Annotated in this window: 5 protein-coding genes; 2 read left to right on the forward strand and 3 right to left on the reverse strand. The window is 65.2% G+C overall.

All coding sequences use genetic code 11. The features are described from left to right. Nucleotides 1-43 precede the first annotated feature (43 nt). From ACTXG5_RS21345 to ACTXG5_RS21355, 3 genes are read right to left on the reverse strand one after another with little or no spacing between them, the layout of a single operon-like run. Nucleotides 44-7,708: an amino acid adenylation domain-containing protein gene (locus tag ACTXG5_RS21345; protein WP_445160687.1), complete on the reverse strand. Its 7,665-nt coding sequence runs from the start codon at nucleotides 7,706-7,708 to the stop codon at nucleotides 44-46. Then, nucleotides 7,708-17,988, reverse strand: coding sequence for an amino acid adenylation domain-containing protein (locus ACTXG5_RS21350; RefSeq protein ID WP_445160688.1), 10,281 nt, complete (start codon nucleotides 17,986-17,988; stop codon nucleotides 7,708-7,710). Before ACTXG5_RS21350 ends, ACTXG5_RS21345 begins: the two co-directional genes overlap by 1 nt. 44 nt (nucleotides 17,989-18,032) lie before the next feature. Further along, nucleotides 18,033-18,263 carry an MbtH family protein gene (locus ACTXG5_RS21355; protein WP_445160689.1) on the reverse strand — a complete coding sequence of 77 codons (231 nt, stop codon included), beginning with the start codon at nucleotides 18,261-18,263 and terminating at the stop codon, nucleotides 18,033-18,035. A 1,041-nt stretch (nucleotides 18,264-19,304) separates the two neighbouring features. Between ACTXG5_RS21355 and ACTXG5_RS21360 the strand changes: the two genes are divergently transcribed. After that, a complete protein-coding gene (locus ACTXG5_RS21360; RefSeq protein ID WP_445164530.1) occupies nucleotides 19,305-19,724 on the forward strand; it encodes an MmpS family protein in 420 nt (139 codons plus the stop codon). Further along, nucleotides 19,721-22,615, forward strand: a complete 2,895-nt coding sequence (locus ACTXG5_RS21365; RefSeq protein WP_445160690.1) for an MMPL/RND family transporter — start codon at nucleotides 19,721-19,723, stop codon at nucleotides 22,613-22,615. Before ACTXG5_RS21360 ends, ACTXG5_RS21365 begins: the two co-directional genes overlap by 4 nt. Nucleotide 22,616 lies beyond the last annotated feature (1 nt).

Below are 22,616 nucleotides of genomic sequence, written 5' to 3' on the forward strand. Positions count from 1 at the left end.
GTACTGGCGGAACGCCTCTGCGTTCACCGGTAATCGTAGTCAGCTAGAGCAGTCCCACCAGTTGCAAATCGGTGATGTACTTGATGATGACCGCCGCCGAGATGTGCGGGATGTCGTTGTCCGGGCCAATTTTCGCTTCCTGCACCGCGGCATGGAATCGGTCGGTCGGCGCGAACGACCCGCGGGTCGGCTCCAGGGGCTGTATTTGGTCGGGATTGTGCAACATCAACTGCAGCATCTGTAGCACCGAGTGCTGACGCTGCCGATCCGGCAGCGCACGCAGGCCGGCCTCGAACTGCCGCACCCACTCCCCGAAGTCATCGATGCGCTGGATCGGATAACCGGCCTCGATCAGCCAATCGACGTACGTGTCGATTCCGATGCCGTCGTCGTGCGGGTTCATCACGTGATAGGTCTCAAACCCGTCGACCACTTGGGCGCCCAGGGTGGCGATCGACTCGGCGACGAATTCGACGGGCAGGCCATCGAAGTGCGCGCGTTGCCGGTTGCCGTTGGCGTCACGCTGGTAGAACGAACCGGGCGCGACGCCGGTGGCCACCAGGCTCAGAATCATCCGGGTCACCACATCCGTCACGTTGAACTGGCCCGCGTAGCTGGTGTCGGACAGAATCATGTCGCTGCGGAACACCGAAACCGGAAGCCCGAACATCTCATTGGCCTCCCGCAGCAGCACCTCACCCGCCCACTTGCTGTTTCCGTAGCCGTTGGCGTAGCTGCCGTCAAGGATGCGAGTAGGACTGACGACCCGGATGTCAGCGTCCTCGGTGAACAGCGACGGCTCGATCTGGCGACCAAGGTCGGACGTCGACACGAACGCGTACGGCTTGACCCTCGTGGTCAGCGCGAACCGGATCAGCTCGGCGGTACCGACGACGTTGGGCCCGAACAGCTCACGGTAGGGCAGCACACCGTTGACCACCGCGGCCGAGTCGACGATCAGATCGACGCTATCGGCCAGCCGCTGCCAGGTCTGCTCGTCCAGGCCCAGGTTGGCTTCGCCCTTATCGCCGGCGACGACCTCGAGATGATCGGCGGCCAGCTGGTGGAAGTGCTCCAGCAGTTCTGGGTCGCCGCTGTCGAAGGTCTTCTCCAGCCGGCGCCATGCCTCCTGATCGGAGCTGGCTCGCACCAGGCAGATCAGTTTGCCGTCAACCCGTTTCAGCTGCTTGAGCCACTCCAGGGCCAGGTAACGCCCGAGGAAACCGGTCGCCCCGGTCAACAGCACCGTGCGGGCCTCGGCACTCGGGCCGGGAAGCGTCGGGACAATGTCCAGCGTCGTCTCGTCGATGAACTTGTCCAGCGTGAGGTCGCTGGCACGAAGCCCGGAGGCATCGCGGCCGTGTACGGCGGCATAACCCGGTCCGTGGGCGTCGGCTTCCTCGTCCAAGTCAGCGTTATCCAAACGGTGGCTCACGCCTCGCACCGACGGGGCCTCGAAAAGCGTTCGCACCGACAGGTTGCCGTCGAAGGCCGTGTTGATCGCGGCGACCACGCGCATTGCCGACAGCGAATCGCCGCCCATGTCGAAGAAGGAGTTCTCGACGCCAACCCGCTCCACGCCCAGCACTTGGCCGTAGATTCCCGCCACGATCTCCTCGGTGGGTGTCGCGGGCGGGGTGTAGCGGAGAGCATTCTGGTATTCGGGTGCGGGCAGGGCGCGTTTGTCGAGTTTGCCGTTGACGGTCCGCGGCAGCGTGTCCAGCACGACTATTGCCGAGGGGACCATGTAGGGCGGCAGCCCGTCGCCCAGCGCATGGCGCATCTGGGCCGTGTCGACATCGCCGGTGACCGTCACATAACCGACCAGCCGCTTGTCGCCCGGACGATCCTCGCGCGCGATCACCGCCGCGGCCTGCACCCCGTCGAGGGCGGCCAGCGCCGCCTGAACCTCACCGAGTTCGATGCGGTAGCCGCGAATCTTGACCTGCTCGTCGGCCCGCCCCAGGTACTGCAACTGCCCGTCAGTACCCCAGCGCACCAGGTCCCCGGTGCGATACATCCGCGCCCCGGGCCCGCCATAGGGACACGCCACAAACCGCGACGAGGTCAAACCGGCCCGGTGCATATAGCCGACCGCCACACCCCGACCGGCGATGTACAACTCACCGACCACGCCCTCGGGCGCCGGCCGTAGCCACTTGTCGAGCACAAACAGCGCCGCGCCCGGCACCGGCACACCGATCGGCGCACCTTCGCCAGCCTTCATCGGCGCACTGATCGCGGCATAGATCGTCGCCTCGGTCGGGCCGTAGGCGTTGATCATCACCCGCCCCGGCGCCCACCGGTCCACGATTTCATTCGGGGAGGCCTCCCCCGCCATCACCAACGTGGCGGACTCCAGTCCTTCACCCGGCATCATCGCCAGCGCCGACGGAGTCTGGCCCACCACGGTCACCTGCTCGGCGACCAGCAAGTCGCGCAGCTCTTGCGCGGACGCCGCCGCGGACTCGGGCACCACGACCAGCCGCGAACCGTGCAGCAGGGCGTTGAAGATCTCCCACACCGAGACGTCGAAGCTGTAGGAATGCCATTGCGACCACACCTGCCCCGGCCCGGTGGGTGCGCCGGCATCCGGTGCTTCCAGTAGCGACGTCGCGTTGTGGTGGGTGATCGCCACACCCTTGGGCACCCCGGTCGTCCCCGAGGTGTAAATCACGTACGCCAGGTCCTCCGGGGCCGCCACCGGCAAGGTGATGTCCGAAGGGACGATCAGGTCGGGGTCGTCGACGTCGATGACCGCCAGATCGGCCCCGTCGAACCGGGACCGCATGACCGAGTTGGTGACCGCGGCGACCGGTTTGGCGTCGCCGAGCATGAACTCCAGCCGCGGATCGGGCATTGCCGGGTCGATCGGCAAGTAGGCCGCCCCGGACTTGAGCACCGCCACCATCGCCACGATCGCCTCAGCCGATCGCGAAAACAGCAGCGCCACAGACTCACCCGGGCCCGCGCCGTGGCCGACCAGCACGCGCGCTAACCGCTCGGCCGCCTCGTCGAGCTCGCGGTAGGTCCACGACCGTTCGCCGTCGACCAGCGCTACCCCGTCCGGGGTCCGCGCGACCTGCGCGGCGAACATCTCCGGGATCGTCACGCCCACCGACGACTGGGTCAACACGGCACGGTTGCCCCACTCGTCCAGGCGCGCGTGCTCACCGGCGTCCAGCACATCCATCGATGACAACCGCTGGGTCGGGTCGGCGATCATGGCCACCAGCACCCGCTGGAACCGCTCAACCAGCGTTTCGATGCTGGCCGGGTCGAACACGTCGGTGTCGTACTCGACGCGGATGCCCAATTCGTGGCCCGGCAAGGCCATCACGGACAGCGGGTAGTGGTTGTATTCGCGGTTGGTGACGTCGGTGATGGCCAGTTCGTGGACGCCCACCGGCACGTTCGTGTCGATCGGGTAGTTCTCGTACAGGAATAGGGTGTCGAACAACTGGTCGTGGCCGGTGGCGCGGTGAATGTCGCTGAGCCCCAGGTGCTCGTGCTCGAGCCTGTCGTTGTGAGCGTTTTGCAGCTGTTCGAGTAGGTCGCCGATGGTGGTACCCACGGTGGTGTTCGCCCGCACCGGAACCGTGTTGATCAGCAGTCCCACAATGGATTCCGAGCCCAGCACTTCCGGGGGCCGTCCAGAGACCGCGGTGCCGAAAGCGACATCGCGCTGGCCGGTCAGCCACATCAGCAGCTGTGCCCATGCGGCCTGCAGAACCGTGTTGACGGTGGTGTGGCAGGAGCGGGCCAGCGTGGTCAACTCTCGGGTGGTCTCGACGGACACCCGATAGGAATCAACGCGCCGGCGCCCGAGCTTCACCCGGTTTGCCGGGCCTACCAGAGTCGGGTCGTCGAAGCCGTCGAACATCTGACGCCACGCCGCCTGGGCCGCTGGGCGGTCTTGCTCGGCAAGCCAGGCGAGAATGCTGCGGTATTTGGCGGGCGCGGGCAGGCGCTCCCCGTAGTAGCCGGCGAAGATTTCTCGCAGCAGGATCGGCAGCGACCACCCATCCATCACGATGTGATGGTTGGTGAGCACAAAGCGGTGCCGATTGTCTGCGGCGCGGATCAATGCCGCACGGAAGGCCGGACGGGCGGCCAGGTCGCTGACCGCGTCCCGTTCTTCGGCGCACAGCCGCTCGATCTGCTCGTCGTGGCTGAGTCCGTCGTTGTCCAGCTGGACGTACCGCCAGGCCATGACGGGATCGGCCGGAATGACCTGCAGCGGCTCGTCGAACTGCGCGCAGAATCGGGCGGCCAGGTTGGGGTGCCGATTGACCACCGTCTGCACCGCCTCGCGCAGCCGTTGCGGGTCGATCGCACCGGTGACGGTGATACCCAGCTGCACCGCGTATACGTCGTCGCCGTTGTCGCCGCCCGCAGCGATGCTGGCGTGAAACAGCAGGCCTTGCTGCACGGGGGTGAGCGGCAATACGTCGGCGAGACCGTACTGCTGATCGAGTTGGTCGAGCTGCTGCTGGCTCAAACGTGCGGGCAACAGGTCGGACGGCGTCAATCCGCCACCGCCACTGCGTACGTGCGCACAGATGCCCGTGAGGGCCTCGAACCACAATTGGCTCAGCCGGCTGATCTGCTCGCCGTCCAGCGCCGAGGGCGCCCACGTCCAGCTGGCGTGCAAATGCGGGCCCGCTTCGGTGTCCATGGTGCCGGCGTTGAGGTCCACGGTGTGCATCAGTGGCAGGGGTACCGCGGTGGCCGCGCCCGCGATCGACAAGCCTTCCTCGGAGATGCGCCACAAATCCCCCGACAGCTCGGCCGCCGTGCCCGCACCCAGCCGACCCAGGTAGTTGAACCCGATCACCGGGTCAGACCCGTGCAGGTCCACCTCGTCGTTGGCGTATCGCAGCAGACCGTAGGTCAGCGGATCGGGCAAGGTGCGCAGCTGCTCCTTGGCGTCCTTGATCACCGGCCCCAATGCGGCATCACCGGCCATCACCTGCGCCCAGCTCAGCTCGCCGACGGCCAGCGACACCGGGTACTTGGTGGTGAACCAGCCGACCGTGCGCGACAAATCGACGTTGGGAGCCAATTCCTCGTGACGGCCGTGGCCCTCGACACCGATCCCGATCGGCGAGTCGCCGGTTCCCAGGAACTCCGCCCAGGCCAACCCGAACGCGATCAACAGAATGTCTTGCACCCCAGCGTGAAACGCCGCCGGCACCTCACCCAACAGCAGTCGGGTCGTCTCGACATCGAGCTCCGCCGACAACTGCTCGGCGCTGACGTAGGTGTCGACCTCGGGGCGCACCGCGGGCAATGCGGCCGGGACCGATGCCACTCGCCGCCATGCCTCGGCCTGCTCCACGACCGCGGGTCGCTGCGCATACTCTTCGAGCAGCGACGACCACCGCGCAAACGAGGTCCCGCCAGGGGGCAACGCCACCGGCTGTCCGCTGTGGTGCAGGGCCCACGCAATGTTGAGGTCTTCCAACAGAATTCGCCACGACACCCCGTCGACGGCCAGGTGGTGAATGATCAACACCAACTGGGACGTGGAGTTGACCCACAACGCGCTCAGCATGACTCCGTCGGCCGGGTTCAACCGCGACCGCGCCTCGACGAGCGCATCATCGGACAACACATCGACCGACTGCAGCAGACCAGCGGCATCCACCGCCCCGACGTCGGGCACCTGAAGCGACCATTCGCCCGCGTCGTCGTCCTCGACACGTAGCCGCAAGGTGGCATGCCGATCCACCAGCGCCTGCAGTATCACCGCGATGTCGGCTTCGGTCACTGCGGCCGGGGCCTGCACCACCATCGTCTGGTTGAACTGCTCGACCGGGCCCACCACGCCTTGCAGCCAGCGCATGATCGGGGTGGCCACCACTTCCCCGATGCCCTCATCGACGACGCCGTCGGCGCCGTCGGTCAGAGCGGCCACCCGGGCCAGTCGGGCCACCGTCTGCTCGACGAAAATGTCACGGGGACGGCACAATACGCCCGCGGCCCGGGCCCGGGCCGCGACTTGCATCGACAAGATGCTGTCGCCTCCGAGGTCGAAGAAGGAGTCGTCCACACCGACCCGCTCGACCCCGAGCACCTGAGCGTAAATCCCGGCCAGGATCTCCTCGACCGCGTCGGATGGGGCGCGATATTCGCCGCCGCTCGCGTATTCAGGTGCAGGCAGGGCGCGCTTGTCGAGCTTGCCGTTGACGGTCAGCGGCAGCGTGTCCAGCACGACGACCGCCGTAGGGACCATGTAGGCCGGCAACCGCTCGGCCAGCGCGCTGCGCATCTGCGCGGCGTCAACATCAGCGGTGACGGTGACGTAACCGACCAGTCGCTTGTCGCCTGGACGATCCTCGCGGGCGATCACCGCCGCGGCCTGAACCCCGTCGAGGGCCGCCAAAGCCGCTTGTACCTCGCCCAATTCGATGCGGTAGCCGCGGATCTTGACCTGTTCGTCGGCTCGCCCCAGGTACTGCAACTGCCCATCGGTACCCCAGCGCACCAGGTCACCGGTGCGGTACATCCGCGCCCCAGGCTCACCGAACGGACATGCCACGAATCGCGACGCGGTCAACGGGCTCCGGCGCAGGTAGCCAGCCGCGACACCCCGACCGGCGATGTACAGCTCACCGGTGACGCCCTCGAGGGCCGGCCGCAACCACTTGTCCAACACGAACAGCGCCGCACCCGGCACGGGCACACCGATCGGCGCCGGCGCCCCCGGCGTCAACGGGGCACTCATCGCCGCATAGATGGTGCCCTCGGTCGGGCCGTAGGCGTCGATCAACACCCGCCCCGGCGCCCACCGATCCACCACCTCGGACGGGAGCGCCTCTCCGGCAACGAACACCGCCGTGGACTCCAACCCCTCCGACGACAACATCGCTGCCGCAGAAGGGGTTTGGCAGAGGACGCTCACCTTTTCGGCGACCAGCAGAGAGTGCAGGTCCTCCGGTGAACTGGCCACTGTTTCGGGGACGATCACCAGCCGCCCGCCATGCAGCAAGGCGCCGAAGATCTCCCACACCGAGACGTCGAAGCTATACGAATGCCATTGGGACCACACCTGTCCCGGGCCCGACGGCACCGCCGAGTGCAGCTTCTCCAGTAACGATGTCGCGTTCTGGTGGGTGATCGCCACACCCTTGGGCACCCCGGTCGTCCCCGAGGTGTAGATCATGTACGCCAGATCCCCCGCCGCCGGTGCCGACAATTCGGTGCCGGGGTCGGCGCCCTGGTCATCGAAGTCGACGACGACCAGATCGGTCCCGTCCAACCGCGACCGCAGGGCCGCGGTCGTTACCGCGGCGACCGGTGTGGCATCGCCGAGCATGAATTCCACTCGCGCGTCGGGCAGTGCCGGGTCGATCGGCAAGTAGGCCGCCCCGGCCTTGAGCACCGCCATCATCGTCACGATCGCCTCGGCCGACCGCGAAAACAGCAGTGCCACAGTCTCACCCGGGCCCGCGCCGTGACCGGTGAGCACCCGCGCCAACCGCTCCGCGGTCTCATCGACCTCGCGGTAGGTCCACGACCGCTCGCCGCATACCAGCGCGACCGCCTCCGGAGCGTGCGCGACCTGCGCGGCGAACAGCTCCGGAATCGTTACGCCCACGACCGGCCGGGTCAACACCGCGCGGTTGCCCCACTCGTCCAAGCGCGCGAGCTCACCCCCGTCCAGGAGGTCAATCGATAAGAGCCGCCGTTTTGGGTCGGCCATTACTCGTCCCCTGCATCTTCGGTCATGGCCACCAGCACCCGCCTCAACCGCTCGACCAGCGTTTCGATGCTCGCCTTGTCGAACACATCGGTGTCGTACTCGACGCGAAGGCCCAGCTGGTGGCCCGGCACGGCTTGCACAGATAGCGGGTAGTGGTTGTATTCGCGGTTCGTGAACCCGGTGATCGTCAGATCTTGGACGCCCGACAACGCCGCGGTGTCGATCGGGTAGTTCTCGTAGACGAACATGGTGTCGAACAGCTGGTCGTGTCCGGTAGCGCGGTGAATCTCGTTCAACCCCAGATACTGGTGTTCAAGCGTGTCGGTGTAGGAGCTTTGCAGTTGTTCGAGCAGGTCGGCGATGGTGGTGGCGGCGGTGATGTTGGCCCGGATCGGCACCGTGTTGATCATCAGGCCCACAATGGATTCCGCGCCGGGCAGGTCCGTCGGCCGTCCCGAAACCGCGGTGCCGAAAGCGACATCCGGCTGGCCGGTCATCCGCATCAGCACCTGCGCCCACGCGGCCTGCAGCACCGTGCTGACGGTGGTGCGGCAGGAACGGGCCAGCTCGCTCAGGGCCTGCGTGGTCTCGGCAGACACCTGGAAGTCTTCGACATCGCGCGGACCAAGTCCCATCCGTTGCGGCGGGCCGACCAGGGTCGGGGTCTCGAAGCCGTCGAACACCTCGCGCCACGCCGCGTGGGCCGCACCGCGATCCTGACTGGCCAGCCAGGTGACGAACTTGCGGTACGAGGCGGCCGCGGGCAACCGGTGCCCGTAGTAGCTGGCGAAAATCTCCTGTAGCAGAAGCGGTTTCGACCAACCGTCCAGCACGATGTGATGATTGGTCAGCACAAACCGGTAGCGGTCTTCCGCGGTGCGCAGCAATGCCGCCCGGAACGCGGCATTGTCGACGAGGTCGCAAACGGCGGCACGTTCGGCCGCGGACACCTGCTCGACCCGCCCGTCGACGTCACCGTCATCCAATTCGAGGTACTGCCAAGTCAATTCGGGCTCGGCGGGCAGAATCTGCAGTGGCTCGTCGAAGTCGCCGCTGAAGCGGGCCACCAGGTGCGGGTGCCGCGTCACGACGGTTTGCACCGCATCGCGCAGCCGGTCCGGGTCGACGGCACCGGTGATGCTGATGTCCAGCTGCACCGCATACAGATCGTCGCCGGTGGTGACGCCGAGGTCCTCCGCGGTGCTGGCGTGGAAGAACAGGCCCTGCTGCAACGGAGTCAGCGGCAACACATCAGCGATCTGGTCGCGTTGCTGAATTTCGTCGATTTGCTGCTGGTTGATCCGCGCCGGCGCGAGGTCGGACGGCGTCAAGCCGCCGCCGCCGCCGCGCACGTGTGCGCAGATGCCCGACAGAGCGTCGAACCACAGCTGGCTCAGCCGATCGATCTGAGCGTCGTCAAGTGCCGACGACGCCCATGTCCAGTTGGCCTGCAGCTGCGGGCCTTCCGCGCTGTCCATGGTGCCGGCGTTGAGTTCGACGGTGTGTCCCAGCGGCATTGCCACGGCTGTCGCTGCCGCGACGGCCGGCAAGTCGTCCTGGGAGATCTGCCACAAGTCACCGGAGAGGTCGGCCGCGCCCGCGCCCGCGCCCAGACGACCCAAGTAGTTGAACCCGATCACCGGATCGGATTTGTCCAGCTCGACGTCGGGGTTCACATACCGCAGCAGACCGTAGGTCAGCGGATCGGGCAGGGTGCGCAGCTGCTCCTTGACGTCCTTGATCACCGGCCCCAGCGCAGCCTCACCGGCTGTCACCTGCGACCAGCCCAGCTCACCGACGGCCAGCGACACCGGGTACTTGGTGGTGAACCACCCGACCGTGCGCGACAGGTCCACATCGGCGGCCAATTCCTCGTGACGGCCGTGACCCTCGACGTCGATACCGATCGGCGAGCCGCCGGTCCCCAAAAACTCCGCCCAGGCCAACCCGAACGCGATCAACAGAATGTCTTGCACCCCAGCGTGAAACGCCGCCGGCACCTCACCCAACAGCAGCCGGGTCGTCTCGACGTCCAGCCCGACCGACCGTTGTCCGGCCGTGGCAAACGTGTCCACCGCGGGTTGTACTGCCGGCAGCGCGGCGGGTGTGGCCGCCACCTGCCGCCACACCTCTGCCTGGGCTACGACTTCGGGGGCGCGCGCGTGCTCGTCGAGCAGCGATGACCACCGGGCGAACGACGTGCCCGGCACGGGCAACGCCACCTCTTGCCCGCTGTGATGCTGGGCCCAGCCAATGTTGAGGTCTTCCAACAGGATTCGCCACGACACACCATCGACGGCCAGGTGGTGCATGATCAACACCAACTGAGACGTGGAACTGACCCACAACGCACTCAGCATCGTCCCGGCAGCCATGCTCAACCGCGACCGCGCCGCGACGAGCGCCTCGTCGGACAACACATCCACCGACTGCAGCAGAGCGGCCGCATCCACCGAACCGGCTTCGGGCACCCACAACGACCAGTCACCGGCGCCGTCGTCGTCCACCCGCAGTCGCAACATCGCGTGCCGGTCCACCAACGCCTGCAGCACCAAAGCCACGTCGGCTTCGGTCACCCCGTCGGGGGCCTGTACGACCATCGTCTGGTTGAACTGCTCGACCGGTCCGTCGGTCTCCTGCAGCCAACGGATGATCGGGGTGGCCAGCACCTCGCCGAGCCCCTCGTCAACCGCGCCATCGCCCTCGGTAGCCAGGCGCGCCACTCGGGCCAGCCGGGCCACGGTCTGCTCGACGAAAACGTCACGCGGACGGCACACCACACCGGCCGCCCGGGCCCGCGCCACCACCTGCATCGACAAAATGCTGTCGCCGCCCAGATCGAAGAAGGAGTCGTCGACCCCGACCCGCTCGACCCCGAGCACCTGGGCGTAGATCCCAGCCAAAATCTCCTCGACCGCGTCGGCCGGGGCGCGATAAGTATCGACGTCCTGGTACTCCGGCGCGGGCAGGGCGCGGGTATCGAGTTTGCCGTTGACCGTCAACGGCAGCGCGTCCAACACCACCACCGCGACCGGCACCATGTACGTCGGGAGCCGCTCAGCCAGCTGGCTGCGAATCTCGGTCGGGTCCGCAGTTCCGGTGACATAACCGACCAGGCGCTTGTCGCCGGGACGGTCCTCGCGGGCGATCACCGCCGCCTGCGCCACCCCATCCAGGGCGGCCAGCGCTGCTTGGATCTCACCGAGTTCGATGCGATAGCCGCGGATCTTGACCTGCTTGTCGGCGCGGCCCATGTAGCGCAGCTGGCCATCGGTCCCCCAGGACACCAAGTCCCCGGTGCGATACATCCGCGATCCGGGCCCGCCGAACGGGCAGGCGACGAACCGCGTCGTCGTCAGATCCGACCGGCCGATATATCCGCTCGCCACGCCGCCGCCGGCGACATACAACTCGCCGACCACCCCGGGCGCGACCGGCCGCAACCAGCCGTCCAGCACGAAGAAGGCCAGATGCGCCAGCGGCACCCCGATGGGGCTGCTGTTGCTGTCGATGTCGGCGTCGACGATTTCCCGGAACGAGGCATGCACGGTCGTTTCGGTGATGCCGTACATGTTGATCATGCGCGGCAGTCCCGGGTGGTTGTGCAACCACGTCTGAAGGCGTTGTGGCTCAAGCGCTTCCCCACCGAAGACCACAGTCTGAAGCTTCAGCTGCTGTCCCAGCTCGGGCTGCAGCGCGTCAGCGGCTTGCAGCGCATAGAACGCCGACGGAGTCTGGCTCAACACGCTGACTTGTTCGGTGACCAGTAGCGCGTGCAGCTCTTCCGGTGAGCGGACGACGGAGTCGGGCACCACGACCACCCGGCCGCCGTGCAGCAGCGCGCCCCAGATCTCCCACACCGAGTAGTCGAAGGCCAGGGAATGGCACTGCGTCCATACCTGTCCCAGCTCCATCTCGGCGTCGAGCGACTCCAGCAACTGGGTCACGTTGCGATGAGTGACGGCCACGCCCTTGGGCTTACCGGTAGTGCCTGACGTGTAGATGATGTAGGCGACGTGGTCGGCCGCGGGTGTCGGTAATGCGGTATTGGGTTGAGCACCGATGCTCGGGTCGTCGATGTCGATGGCCAGCAGGTCGGCGCCCTCGAGCCGCGGGCGCAGATCCGCGGTGGTGACAGCGGCGATCGGCGCGGCATCGGCGAGCATGAACTCCATCCGTGCCGTCGGATGCGCGGGGTCCATCGGCAAGTACGCCGCCCCCGTCTTCAACACCGCCAGCAGGGACACGATCGCCCCGCCGGACCGGTTGAGCAACACCGCTACCCGCTCGCCGGGGCCGGCTCCACGATCGGATAGCAAGTGCGCCAACCGGTTTGCGGCTTCGTCGAGTTCGCGGTAAGTCCACGACCGGTCGCCGCAGTTGACCGCCACCGCCTCCGGGGCGCGCGCGACCTGTGCGGCGAACAGCTCAGGAATCGATACCGGCGCGCTCGCGGGCTGCGTCAGCACCGCCCGGTTGCCCCATTCCTCGAGCCGGGAATGCTCATCGCTCTCGAGCAGATCAATCGACGACAACCGTCGGGTGGGATCGGTGGTCATCGTGACCAGGACCTGCCGCAACCGCTCGATCAGCGTGTCCACGGTGGCGACGTCGAAGACCTGGGTGTCGAATTCGACGCGCAGGCTCAGTTCGTGGCCCGGCGACACCACCACCGAAAGCGGGTAGTGGTTGAATTCGCGGCTGCTGAAATCGGTGATGGCCAACTCGTGCACGCCGAACAGAGCGCCGGTGTCGATCGGGTAGTTCTCGTAGAGGAAAAGGGTGTCGAACAGCTGGTCGTGACCGGTCACCCGGTGGATATCCCGCAGCGCCAGGTAGTCGTACTCGAGGGTGTCGTTGTGGTCGCGTTGCAGCTGAGCCATCAGGTCGGCGATGGTGGTCGTCGCCGTGGCGTTGGCCCGCACCGGCACCGTGTTGATCAACAGACCCACCAGCGATTCCGCTCCGGCCAATTCGGTGGGCCGCCCGGAGACCGCGGTTCCGAAGGCGACATCCTGATGGCCGGTCAGCCACATCAGGACCTGCGCCCACGCCGCCTGCAGCACGTTGCTGACGGTGGTGTGGTGCGAGCGGGCGAGCTCGGTGAGGGCCTGGGTGGTGTCGGTGGCCACCCGATACGATTCGACACCCCGCTCCGCGGGCTGGCCGGGCGGACTCACCAAGGTGGGCGTGTCAAAGCCGGCCAGCACTTCGCCCCACGCCGCTTGCGCGGCGTCGCGATCCTGCTCGGACAGCCAGCTGACAAAGCTCCGGTACGACGGGGCCGCGGGCAACCGCTGCCCGTAATAGAGCGTAAAGATTTCCTGCAGCAGGATCGGCAGCGACCAGCCATCGATCACGATGTGGTGGATGGTCACCACAAGCCGGTGCCGGTTGTCTCCGGTGCGGATCAATGCCACCCGGAAGACGGGCTGGTCGGCGATGTCGCAGACCGCGGCGCGTTCGGCGGCGCACAGCCGCTGGACCTGGTCGTCGACTTCGGCGTCGCCGCCGTCCAGCTCGACGTACTCCCACGCCAAGACGGGGTCGGCCGGGATGATCTGGATCGGCTCGTCGAACTGTTCGGAGAACCGCGCCGCCAGGTTGGGGTGGCGGTTGACCACCGTCTGCACGGCCTTGCGCAACCGGCTCTGGTCGAGCGGGCCGGTCAGGGTGATGCCCAGTTGCACCGCATACAAGTCGTCACCGGAGCCCTCGGCGAGGGCGGTGTGGAACAACAGTCCCTGCTGCACGGGGGTCAGTGGCAGCACGTCGGCAATCCGCATCTGGCCGGACAGGTCGTCGATTTGCTGCTGGCTCAGACGCGCCGGGGCGAGATCGGACGGCGTCAAGCCTCCGCCGCCACCGCGCACGTGCGCGCAAATGCCGGCCAGGGCGTCGAACCACAATTGGCTGAGCCTGTTGATCTGGGTGTCGTCGAGTGCTGAAGGCGCCCAGGTCCAGTTGGCGTGCAAATGCGGACCGGCTTCGCTGTCGATCGTGCCGGCGTTGAGTTCGACGGTGTGTGCCAGCGGCATGTCTATCGCCGCGGCGGCATCGGCCAGGGCAAGGCTTTCCTGGCTGACCCGCCATAGATCATCGGAGAGCTCGGCTGCCGAGGCGCCCATGCGGCCCAGGTAGTTGAAGCCGATCGCCGGGTCGGTCCCGGCCAGGTCTACCTCAGGGTTCAAGTACCGCAGCAGACCGTAGGTCAGGCCCTCGGGCAGGGCGCGAAGCTGTTCTTTGGTGTCTTTGATGATTGCCCCGAGCGCCGGGTCGCCGGCGATGACCCGCGTCCAGTCCAGCCCGGCGACGGTCAACGACACGGGGTATTTGGTGGTGAACCATCCCACCGTCCGCGACAGGTCCACATAGGGATTCAGCTCTTCGTGGCGCCCGTGGCCCTCGACATCGATGCCGAGCGGCGTACCGGGGGTGCCCAGAAATTCGGCCCAGGCCAACCCGAACGCGATCAACAGAATGTCTTGCACCCCAGCGTGAAACGCCGCCGGCACTTCACCCAGGAGCAGCCGGGTCGTCTCGACATCCAGGTCCACCGACAACCGCCCGGCACTGGCGTGCGTATCCACCGCCGGCTGTACCGCCGGCAACACGGCCGGGGTAGCCGCGACCTGCCGCCAGGCATCCGCCTGCTGGACGACGGCCGCGGCGCTCGCGTGCTCTTCGAGGAGTGCGGACCAGCGGGCAAACGACGTCCCCGGATCCGGCAACGCCACCTCTTGCCCGCTGTGATGCTGGGCCCACGCAATGTTGAGGTCTTCCAACAGGATTCGCCATGACACGCCATCGACGGCCAGGTGGTGAATGATCAACGCCAACTGGGACGTAGAGGTAACCCACAGCGCGTTGAGCATCGTCCCGGTGGCCGGGTTCAGCCGCGAGCGCGCCTCGACGAGCGCCTCGTCGGACAACACGTCGACGGAATGCAGGAGACCAGCTGCGGACACCGAACCGACGTCGGGCACCCAAAGCGACCAACCGCCGGTGCCGTCGTCGTCCGCACGCAACCGCAAGGTGGCATGCCGATCCACCAAAGCCTGCAGGACCACCGCCACGTCGGCTTCGGTCACTCCGGCCGGGGCCTGCACCACCATCGTCTGGTTGAACTGCTCGACCGGTCCCTCGATGTCCTGCAGCCAACGGATGATCGGGGTGGCAGACACTTCGCCCAGACCCTCATCGACCGCGCCGATCTCACCGGTTGCCACACTGGCGACCTGGGCCAGCCGGGCCACGCTCTGCTCGACGAAAATGTCACGCGGACGGAACAACACACCGGCCGCCCGGGCCCGGGCCACGACCTGCATCGACAAAATGCTGTCGCCGCCGAGGTCGAAGAAGGAGTCGTCGACCCCGACCCGCTCAAGTCCCAGGATCTCGGCGTAGATAGTGGCCAGGACCTCTTCGACCGCGGTCGTCGGAGCACGGTAGTTACCACCGACGTTGTGGTACTCGGGCGCCGGCAGGGCGCGGGTGTCGAGCTTGCCGTTCGGAGTCAGCGGCAGCGCCTCCAAGACGACCACCGCGGCCGGCACCATGTAGGCCGGCAGCCGCTCGGACAGCCTCGCGCGCGCCGCATTCGGGTCGACGGTGCCGGTGACATAGCCGACCAGACGCTTGTCGCCGGGGCGGTCCTCGCGGGCGACGACTGCCGCCTGCTTGACGTCGTCCAGCACGGCGAGGGCGGCTTGAACCTCACCCAGCTCGATGCGATACCCGCGGATCTTGACCTGTTCGTCGGCGCGCCCGAGGTAGATCAGTTGTCCATCGTCGCCCCACGAGACCAGGTCTCCGGTGCGATACATCCGCTCCCCCGGCTGCCCGAACGGGCACGCCACAAAGCGCGCCGACGTCAAACCGGCCCGGCGCACGTATCCGCACGCCACGCCGGCACCGGCGACATACAGCTCACCGACCACGCCCGGTGGCACCGGCTTCAACCATCGGTCCAGCACAAACAACGCCGCGCCTGGCACCGGCGAGCCGATCGGCACCACACCCGATCCCGGCTCCAGCGGAGCACTGATCGCCACACACACCGTCGTCTCGGTGGGGCCGTAGCCATTGACCATCACCCGTCCGGGCGCCCACTGATCCATGACCTCGGCCGGGCAGGCCTCGCCCGCGACCACCAGCGCCGCCGTCTCCAAACCCTCGGGCGACAGCATCCCGACTGCCGAAGGCGTCTGGGTGAGCACGCTGACGTGTTCGCCGACCAGTAAGGAGTGGAAGTCTTCCGGCGACCGAGCCACCGTCTCGGGCACCACTACCAGTCGGCGGCCTCCGAGCAGGGCCGCCCAAATCTCCCAGACCGAAAAGTCGAAGGACAGGGAGTGACACTGCGACCACACCCCGGTCCGCGGTAGGCCGGCATCGAAGGAGGCAAACAGTTGCGTGACGTTGTGATGAGTGACGGCAACACCTTTGGGCGTGCCGGTGGTGCCCGACGTGTAGATGATGTGGGCGATGTTGTCTGGATCCGGCGTCGGCAGTGCGGTGCTGGGCTGGGCGTCGATGCGGGGATCGTCGACGTCGATGACCACCAGATCGTGTCCGTCCAACCGCGAGCGCACATCCGCGGTGGTCACGGCGGCAGTCGGCGCGGCGTCGGCCAGCATGAACTCCGTCCGCGCCGTCGGCAGCGCCGGGTCAATCGGCAGATAGGCCGCACCGGTCTTCAAAACCGCCAGGATCGCGATGATCGCGTCGGCCGAGCGGGAAAACTGAAGGGCCACACAGTCACCCGGGCCAACACCCTCGCTTGCCAGCAGGTGCGCCAGTCGGTTGGCGGCCTCGTCGAGTTCCCGATATGTCGTGGATCGGCCCTCGAAGGTCACCGCCACTGCCTCGGGGGTGCTCTGCACGTGTTCGCCGAACACCGCCGGAATCGACACCTTCTGCGGTGCGGGCTCGGTCAGCACCGCCCGGTTACCGATCTCGTCGAGGCGGGCCGCGTCACCGGCCTCGAGCGCCTCGATTGACGACAGCGGCGCCGTGGGGTCTTCGGTCATTGCCAACAGCACCCGCTGCAACCGCGCTGCCAGATCGGCGACATCGAAATTCGCAAACGGCTGCCCGGGACCTGCCGTGCTCAGGAACAGTTGATCGCCGGCGCCGAGGAAGAAAAACCCGAAGTGACCGACCGGGCCATGGTTTGTGTAGGTCGCGTGTGCCGGCGCACCAGCAAGGTTCAGACTCAGGCGCGACGGGATGAAGTTGACGCCCACCCGATTTGCGTCCTGCCTGGGACCGCCCTCGCCCTCGAGGGCATGTACCGGGTACCGCTGATGTTGCAACAGTTCCCGAATTCGCGTGTCGACATGGGCGCAAAATTCGGCAACCGTCGACTCCGGGGACGTCGTCAATACGAGGGGGACAACCCCGGCCAGCATCGCGGGCAGCGTCTTGGACTCTGGGGTCACCCGGCGGCTGACCGGGAAGTCGAGCACCACCTCGTTAGCGTTGCCAGACCATCCGCGCACCAACAGTGCGCACGCGGCGGTAATGGCCGAATACCGGCGGACCCGTAACTGTTTCGTCAACTGTTGCATTCGGCTGACAACCGATGGGTCGAACTGAGCCGACGCGGAAGTCAAATACGGATCACGCTCGGTGGTGGCCTGGGGTAACCGATATTGGAATCCACTTTCGGAGGGAAGGTGTTCCTTCCAGTAGGCCTCGTCGTCCTGATAGTCGGCGGACGCCTCGTAGCCGGACTCGCAGTCAATCAAGTCCTGTAGGGAGGCGAAGTACGCGTCGGGCACCGGTTCACCGGCGACAAGAGCCGTGTAGACGGTGGCAACCCGGCGACTCACCAGCGCGATGCCCATGCCGTCCACCGCGATGTGGTGGCAGCAAGCGAACAAATAGAATTCATTATCTTGTGTCTGAAATAACGCAAATATGAAAAGCGGACCAGAGAATGGCATTGGCGTCCGCTGAATTGATGACGCCATTTCTCGCGTTTTTCGCACGGGGTCGTCCGCGCTTCTTACATCGTGGAAGCCCAGCTCTACATCCGGATAATCGACGGCCTTTTGTAAAACGTGGCCATCGGCCTCAAAGAACGCGGCACGGCCCGGCTCGGCCTCTGCGACTACTCGCCGGATCGCCTGTTGCAGCAAATCGCGATCGACGGCGCCTTCGATCCGCACCAAAAGACCAAGCTGCCACTCGGTACCCGCGAAACCGGCCTCCTGCGAGAGCCAAATGTCGAGCTGTCCCCGAGTCAGCGAGTGTGCTTGCTCACCGCGTTCCATGTGAGTCCCCCAAAGCTCCACCCGAGTCCCCATACCCAGGCGGTTTACTTATCAAAACTCCGACCCGCTGCCAGCCGATCGCGCAGACTCTTCGGCCGGATATCGGGCCAGTTCTGCTCGATGTAGTCCAGACATGCCGCCCGGTCCGCTTCGCCGTGAACCACCTGCCATCCAGCGGGAACGTCGGCGAAGGTCGGCCACAGGCTGTGTTGCTCCTCGTCATTGACCAAGACGAAAAAACTGCCATTATCGTCGTCGAACGGATTGGTGCTCACAGTTCTCCAGGCGTTCTCTCGATATAAGTGGGATCGTTCCAAACCATACTGGAGGCCAACAGGCTCGGTCGGGGGTTTCGACAAACTTCCCGGTGTGATCTGTTAAGCACTCGTGACACCAGTTGGTAATTCGGTGTGCGGCGCAACGCGCGGGCGTCGACGCCTCGGAGTGCAGTGACCTGCAGCGACGGCTTTGGCTGTGTATCGACAGCCCAGAGTACGGTACTCACGGCTAGAAGACGACCAGGTAAAGCTCTCGTTGCTTGTTGGTTGCCGGGAGTAGATACGGTCGCAGCCGGCCGCTGCGGGGACCCGCCAGATCAGCCCCGGAACCCGGCTACGGAAGGCCGCGGCAGACGCGAGTAGACGGGGGCATGACACGGCCCCATCGGGGCGCGAAGACCGATGTCATCGCGCGATTGGGCGGGCCCATTTTTCCCCGCACAGCCGGATCGGCCGACGTCGATCTAAAGCGGCCAAATCGCACGCTCATCGTCGTCAGCCAACCCCGGCACATTGTTAGCTGGCGCCACCAGTTCGGGCCTTCTGTGCCCCTTCTGCGGACGGAATGTAATATGAATCACCATTGCTCGGGAACAATGACGCACACGACACCCGCTCGGGGGGCGGGAGCAGCACATTGATACCGTGCCGTAACGCACGCACTACGAGTTACGATCCCATATCGGGTTATCAAAGATCTGATGTCGGGACCAGAGGCATGGTTTACTCATCAAGATCTGGTCGCACCCGCCGAACGCCGCTCGTTTGAGCTGACCGCCGCAGGTCTTGGCGTGTGCGATCGAGGTGTAGTTACAGTTGAGCGGCTGACATAGCGAGTCTGTGAACGGGTTTGAAGGGGGTGCGGTGGTCGAACACCATGTTCGAGCCCGGTCCGACGTCGCCGCCGAGGGGGGCCAGGACGTCAGCCAGCCTGCCGGCCGCTTCCGGCGGTTCGGTCGGCAGCCGTCGCCCGGATCTCAACCGCCCGACGGGCCCCGAAAGGGCCGGCGGAATCCGGGAGCTGGAGCATTCAAGTTCCTGGGACGGATCTGGATCCCACTGCTCATCGTGGCGGTGCTGACTGCCGGCGGATTTACGGTGTCGCGGTTACACGGGGTATTCGGCTCTGAGAAACGCCAGTCGTACGCCGACACCAGAGTCAAAGACAGCAAACCGTTCAACCCCAAGCATTTGAAGTATGAGGTGTTCGGAGCGCCGGGGACCGTGGCCGACATCAGCTATTTCGACGTCAACGCGGACCCGCAGCACGTCAACGCGGTCACGCTGCCGTGGTCGATGGATCTCTCGACAACACTGCCGTCCATCGTGGGAAACGTGGTGGCACAAGGTGATACCGAAACCATCGGCTGCCGCATCATCGTGGATGGCACCGTCAAGTCCGAGAAGGTTTCGCATGAAGTGAACGCCTTCACGTACTGCGTCCTAACGGCTGCATGAGCGACGAAAACATGGGCACGGAGCGGCCCGCGCGACCCTTCGTGGCGCGGACGATCCACCGGTTTTCGATCCTCATCATCTTGGGGTGGCTTGGGCTCACCGTCTTCTTGACCGTCAGCGTCCCCCCGCTGGAGATAGTCGAGCAACAGCATTCCGTCTCGCTGAATCCCGTAGACGCGCCGTCTTTTAAGGCGATGGGACGCCTCGGCCAGGACTTCAAGGAATCCAATTCCGGCGCGCTCGCGATGATCGTGTTGGAGGGCGACCAACCCCTCGGCCAGGACGCCCACAAGTACTACGACGAGTTGGTGCGTCGGCTCGAAGCCGATACCAAGCATGTCCAGCATGTCCAGAATTTCTGGGGCGATCCCGTCACTGCCGCCGCCGCGCAAAGCATCGACGGTAAGGCCGCATACGCGCAACTGAACCTTGGCGGCAGCCAAGGTGCGACCGCGGGAGACGAATCAGTACAGGCCATCCGGAGCATCGTGGCGGGACTGCCTACCCCGCCTGGGCTCAAGACCTATGTGACCGGGCCCGCGGCAACCGTCGCGGATATGAATAAAGCCGGTCAACAGACCGTCACGACGGTCACCCTCGCGAGCCTTTCAGTAATTTTCATTACGTTGATGCTCGTCTATCGATCGCTCTTTACCGTCATTCTTTTGTTGCTGATGGTCGGGCTACAACTGACGGTGTCCCGCGGAATGGTCGCACTGCTCGCTTATCACGGCGTCATTGGTCTCACGACCTTCGCCGTTAACCTGCTGGTTGCCGCCGTTATCGCCACGGGAACCGACTATGGAATATTTTTCGTCGGGCGATATCAGGAGGCCCGGCAGGACGGCGAAGATCGCGAAACCGCTTTCTATACGACGTTCAGCAGTGTGGCGAAGGTCGTCTTGGCTTCCGGCTTGACAATCGCCGGAGCGGTTCTTTGCCTGAGCTTTACCCGTCTGCCCTATTTCCAGCCGCTGGGCCTTCCCAACGCGGTGGGTATCGCCGTCGCGGTTCTGGTCGCGCTCACGCTCGGGCCGGCACTTCTCGCTGTCGGAGGCCGTTTCGGCCTCTTCGAGCCGAAACGGAGGCTCCGGGTTCGGGGGTGGCGACGAATAGGCACGGCGATCGTTCGCTGGCCCGCACCCATTCTCATCTCGACAATAGCGATCGCCCTCATTGGGCTGCTGACCCTGCCGGGATACAACCCCAGCTATGACGACCAGAAATTCATCCCCGATGATATTCCCGCCAGCGTCGGGAATGCGGCTGCGGGCCGACATTTTCCCGAGTCGCGAATGATGATGCCTGAGATCCTTTTGGTCGAAGCGGATCACGACCTACGCAACCCCACGGATATGCTGGTATTGAATCAATTGGCCAAGGGCATCCAGGCGGTGTCGGGCGTTTCGACCGTGCAAAGCGTGACTCGGCCCGAGGGAACCCCGCTCGCGCACACAAGCATTCCGTACATCATGAGCATGTCGCAGTCATCTCAGATGACAAATATGGCGTTCCAAAAGGACCGCATGAATGACATGCTGAAGCAGGCTGAAGTAATGGGCAAAATGATCGGCCTGATGCAGCACATGTTAGGCCTGATGGAAGAGCTCACCGCCACGACCCATGACATGGTCAGGCAAACTCATATCCTTCAGAAATCCACCGAGGAGTTGCGAGATCGCGTTTCGGACTTCGAAGATTTCTTCAGACCGCTCCGCAGTTATTTCTACTGGGAAAAGCATTGCTACGATGTTCCCGTCTGCTTCGCGCTGAGATCCGTGTTTGACGCAATCGACGGTGTTGACGAAGTCAATGACAAGTTCATCGAATTGGTGGGCGACCTCGATAAATTGGATATGCTCTTGCCGCAGCTCGTCCTGCAAATCCCGCAGCTGATCGACACCATGCAGAGCATGCGGACCATGATGCTGACGATGCATAGCACCATGGCAGGGACCATCGGCCAGCAGGAAGTGAATAGCGGAGCTAGTCCGAACGCCATGGGGCAGGCATTCGACTCCTCCAAAAATGACGACACTTTCTACCTGCCGCCGGGGATTCTCGAAACCTCGGACGCCTTCAAGCGCGTCATGAAGATCTTCCTGTCGCCGGACGGGAAGAACGCCCGTCTGCTCATTGCGCAAAAGGGTGATCCGGCAACGCCGGAGGGTCTCTCGCGGGTCGAACCAATAAGGACGGCCGCCGAGGAGGCACTGAAGGGTACTCCCCTGGAAGATTCGAAGATTTACCTCACCGGGACCGCAGCGGTGGTGAAGGACTTGGTCGACGGCGCCAAATACGATCTGTTGATCGCGGGAGTCGCCGCGCTCTGCCTTATTTTCATCATCATGCTGATCATGACGCGCAGTTTTCTCGCCGCGCTGGTTATCGTGGGTACGGTATTGCTTTCACTGGGCGCGTCCTTCGGGCTGTCCATATTGGTTTGGCAGTATTTGCTGGGACTGCAAATACACTGGACGGTCCTGTCGATGTCGGTGATCGTCCTCTTAGCCGTGGGCTCTGACTACAACTTGCTGCTTGTCTCCCGGATGAAAGAGGAACTAGCCGCCGGCATTAACACCGGCATCATCCGCGCAATGGCGGGTACCGGCAAGGTGGTCACCAACGCCGGCCTGGTGTTCGCATTCACGATGGCATCCATGGCTGTCAGCGACCTGCGCAGCATCGCGCAGCTGGGCACCACGATCGGCATGGGTCTGCTCTTCGACACCCTGGTAGTGCGCGCCTTCATGACACCGGCCGTCGCGGCATTGCTGGGACGGTGGTTCTGGTGGCCGCAACAAGTGCGCACCCGCCCCGCAAGCCAAATGCTGCGGCCGTTGGGATCCCGCCCGTTGGTACGTTCGTTGCTGCTGAAAGAAACGCGGTGAG

Source organism: Mycobacterium sp. Dal123C01 (assembly GCF_052566995.1).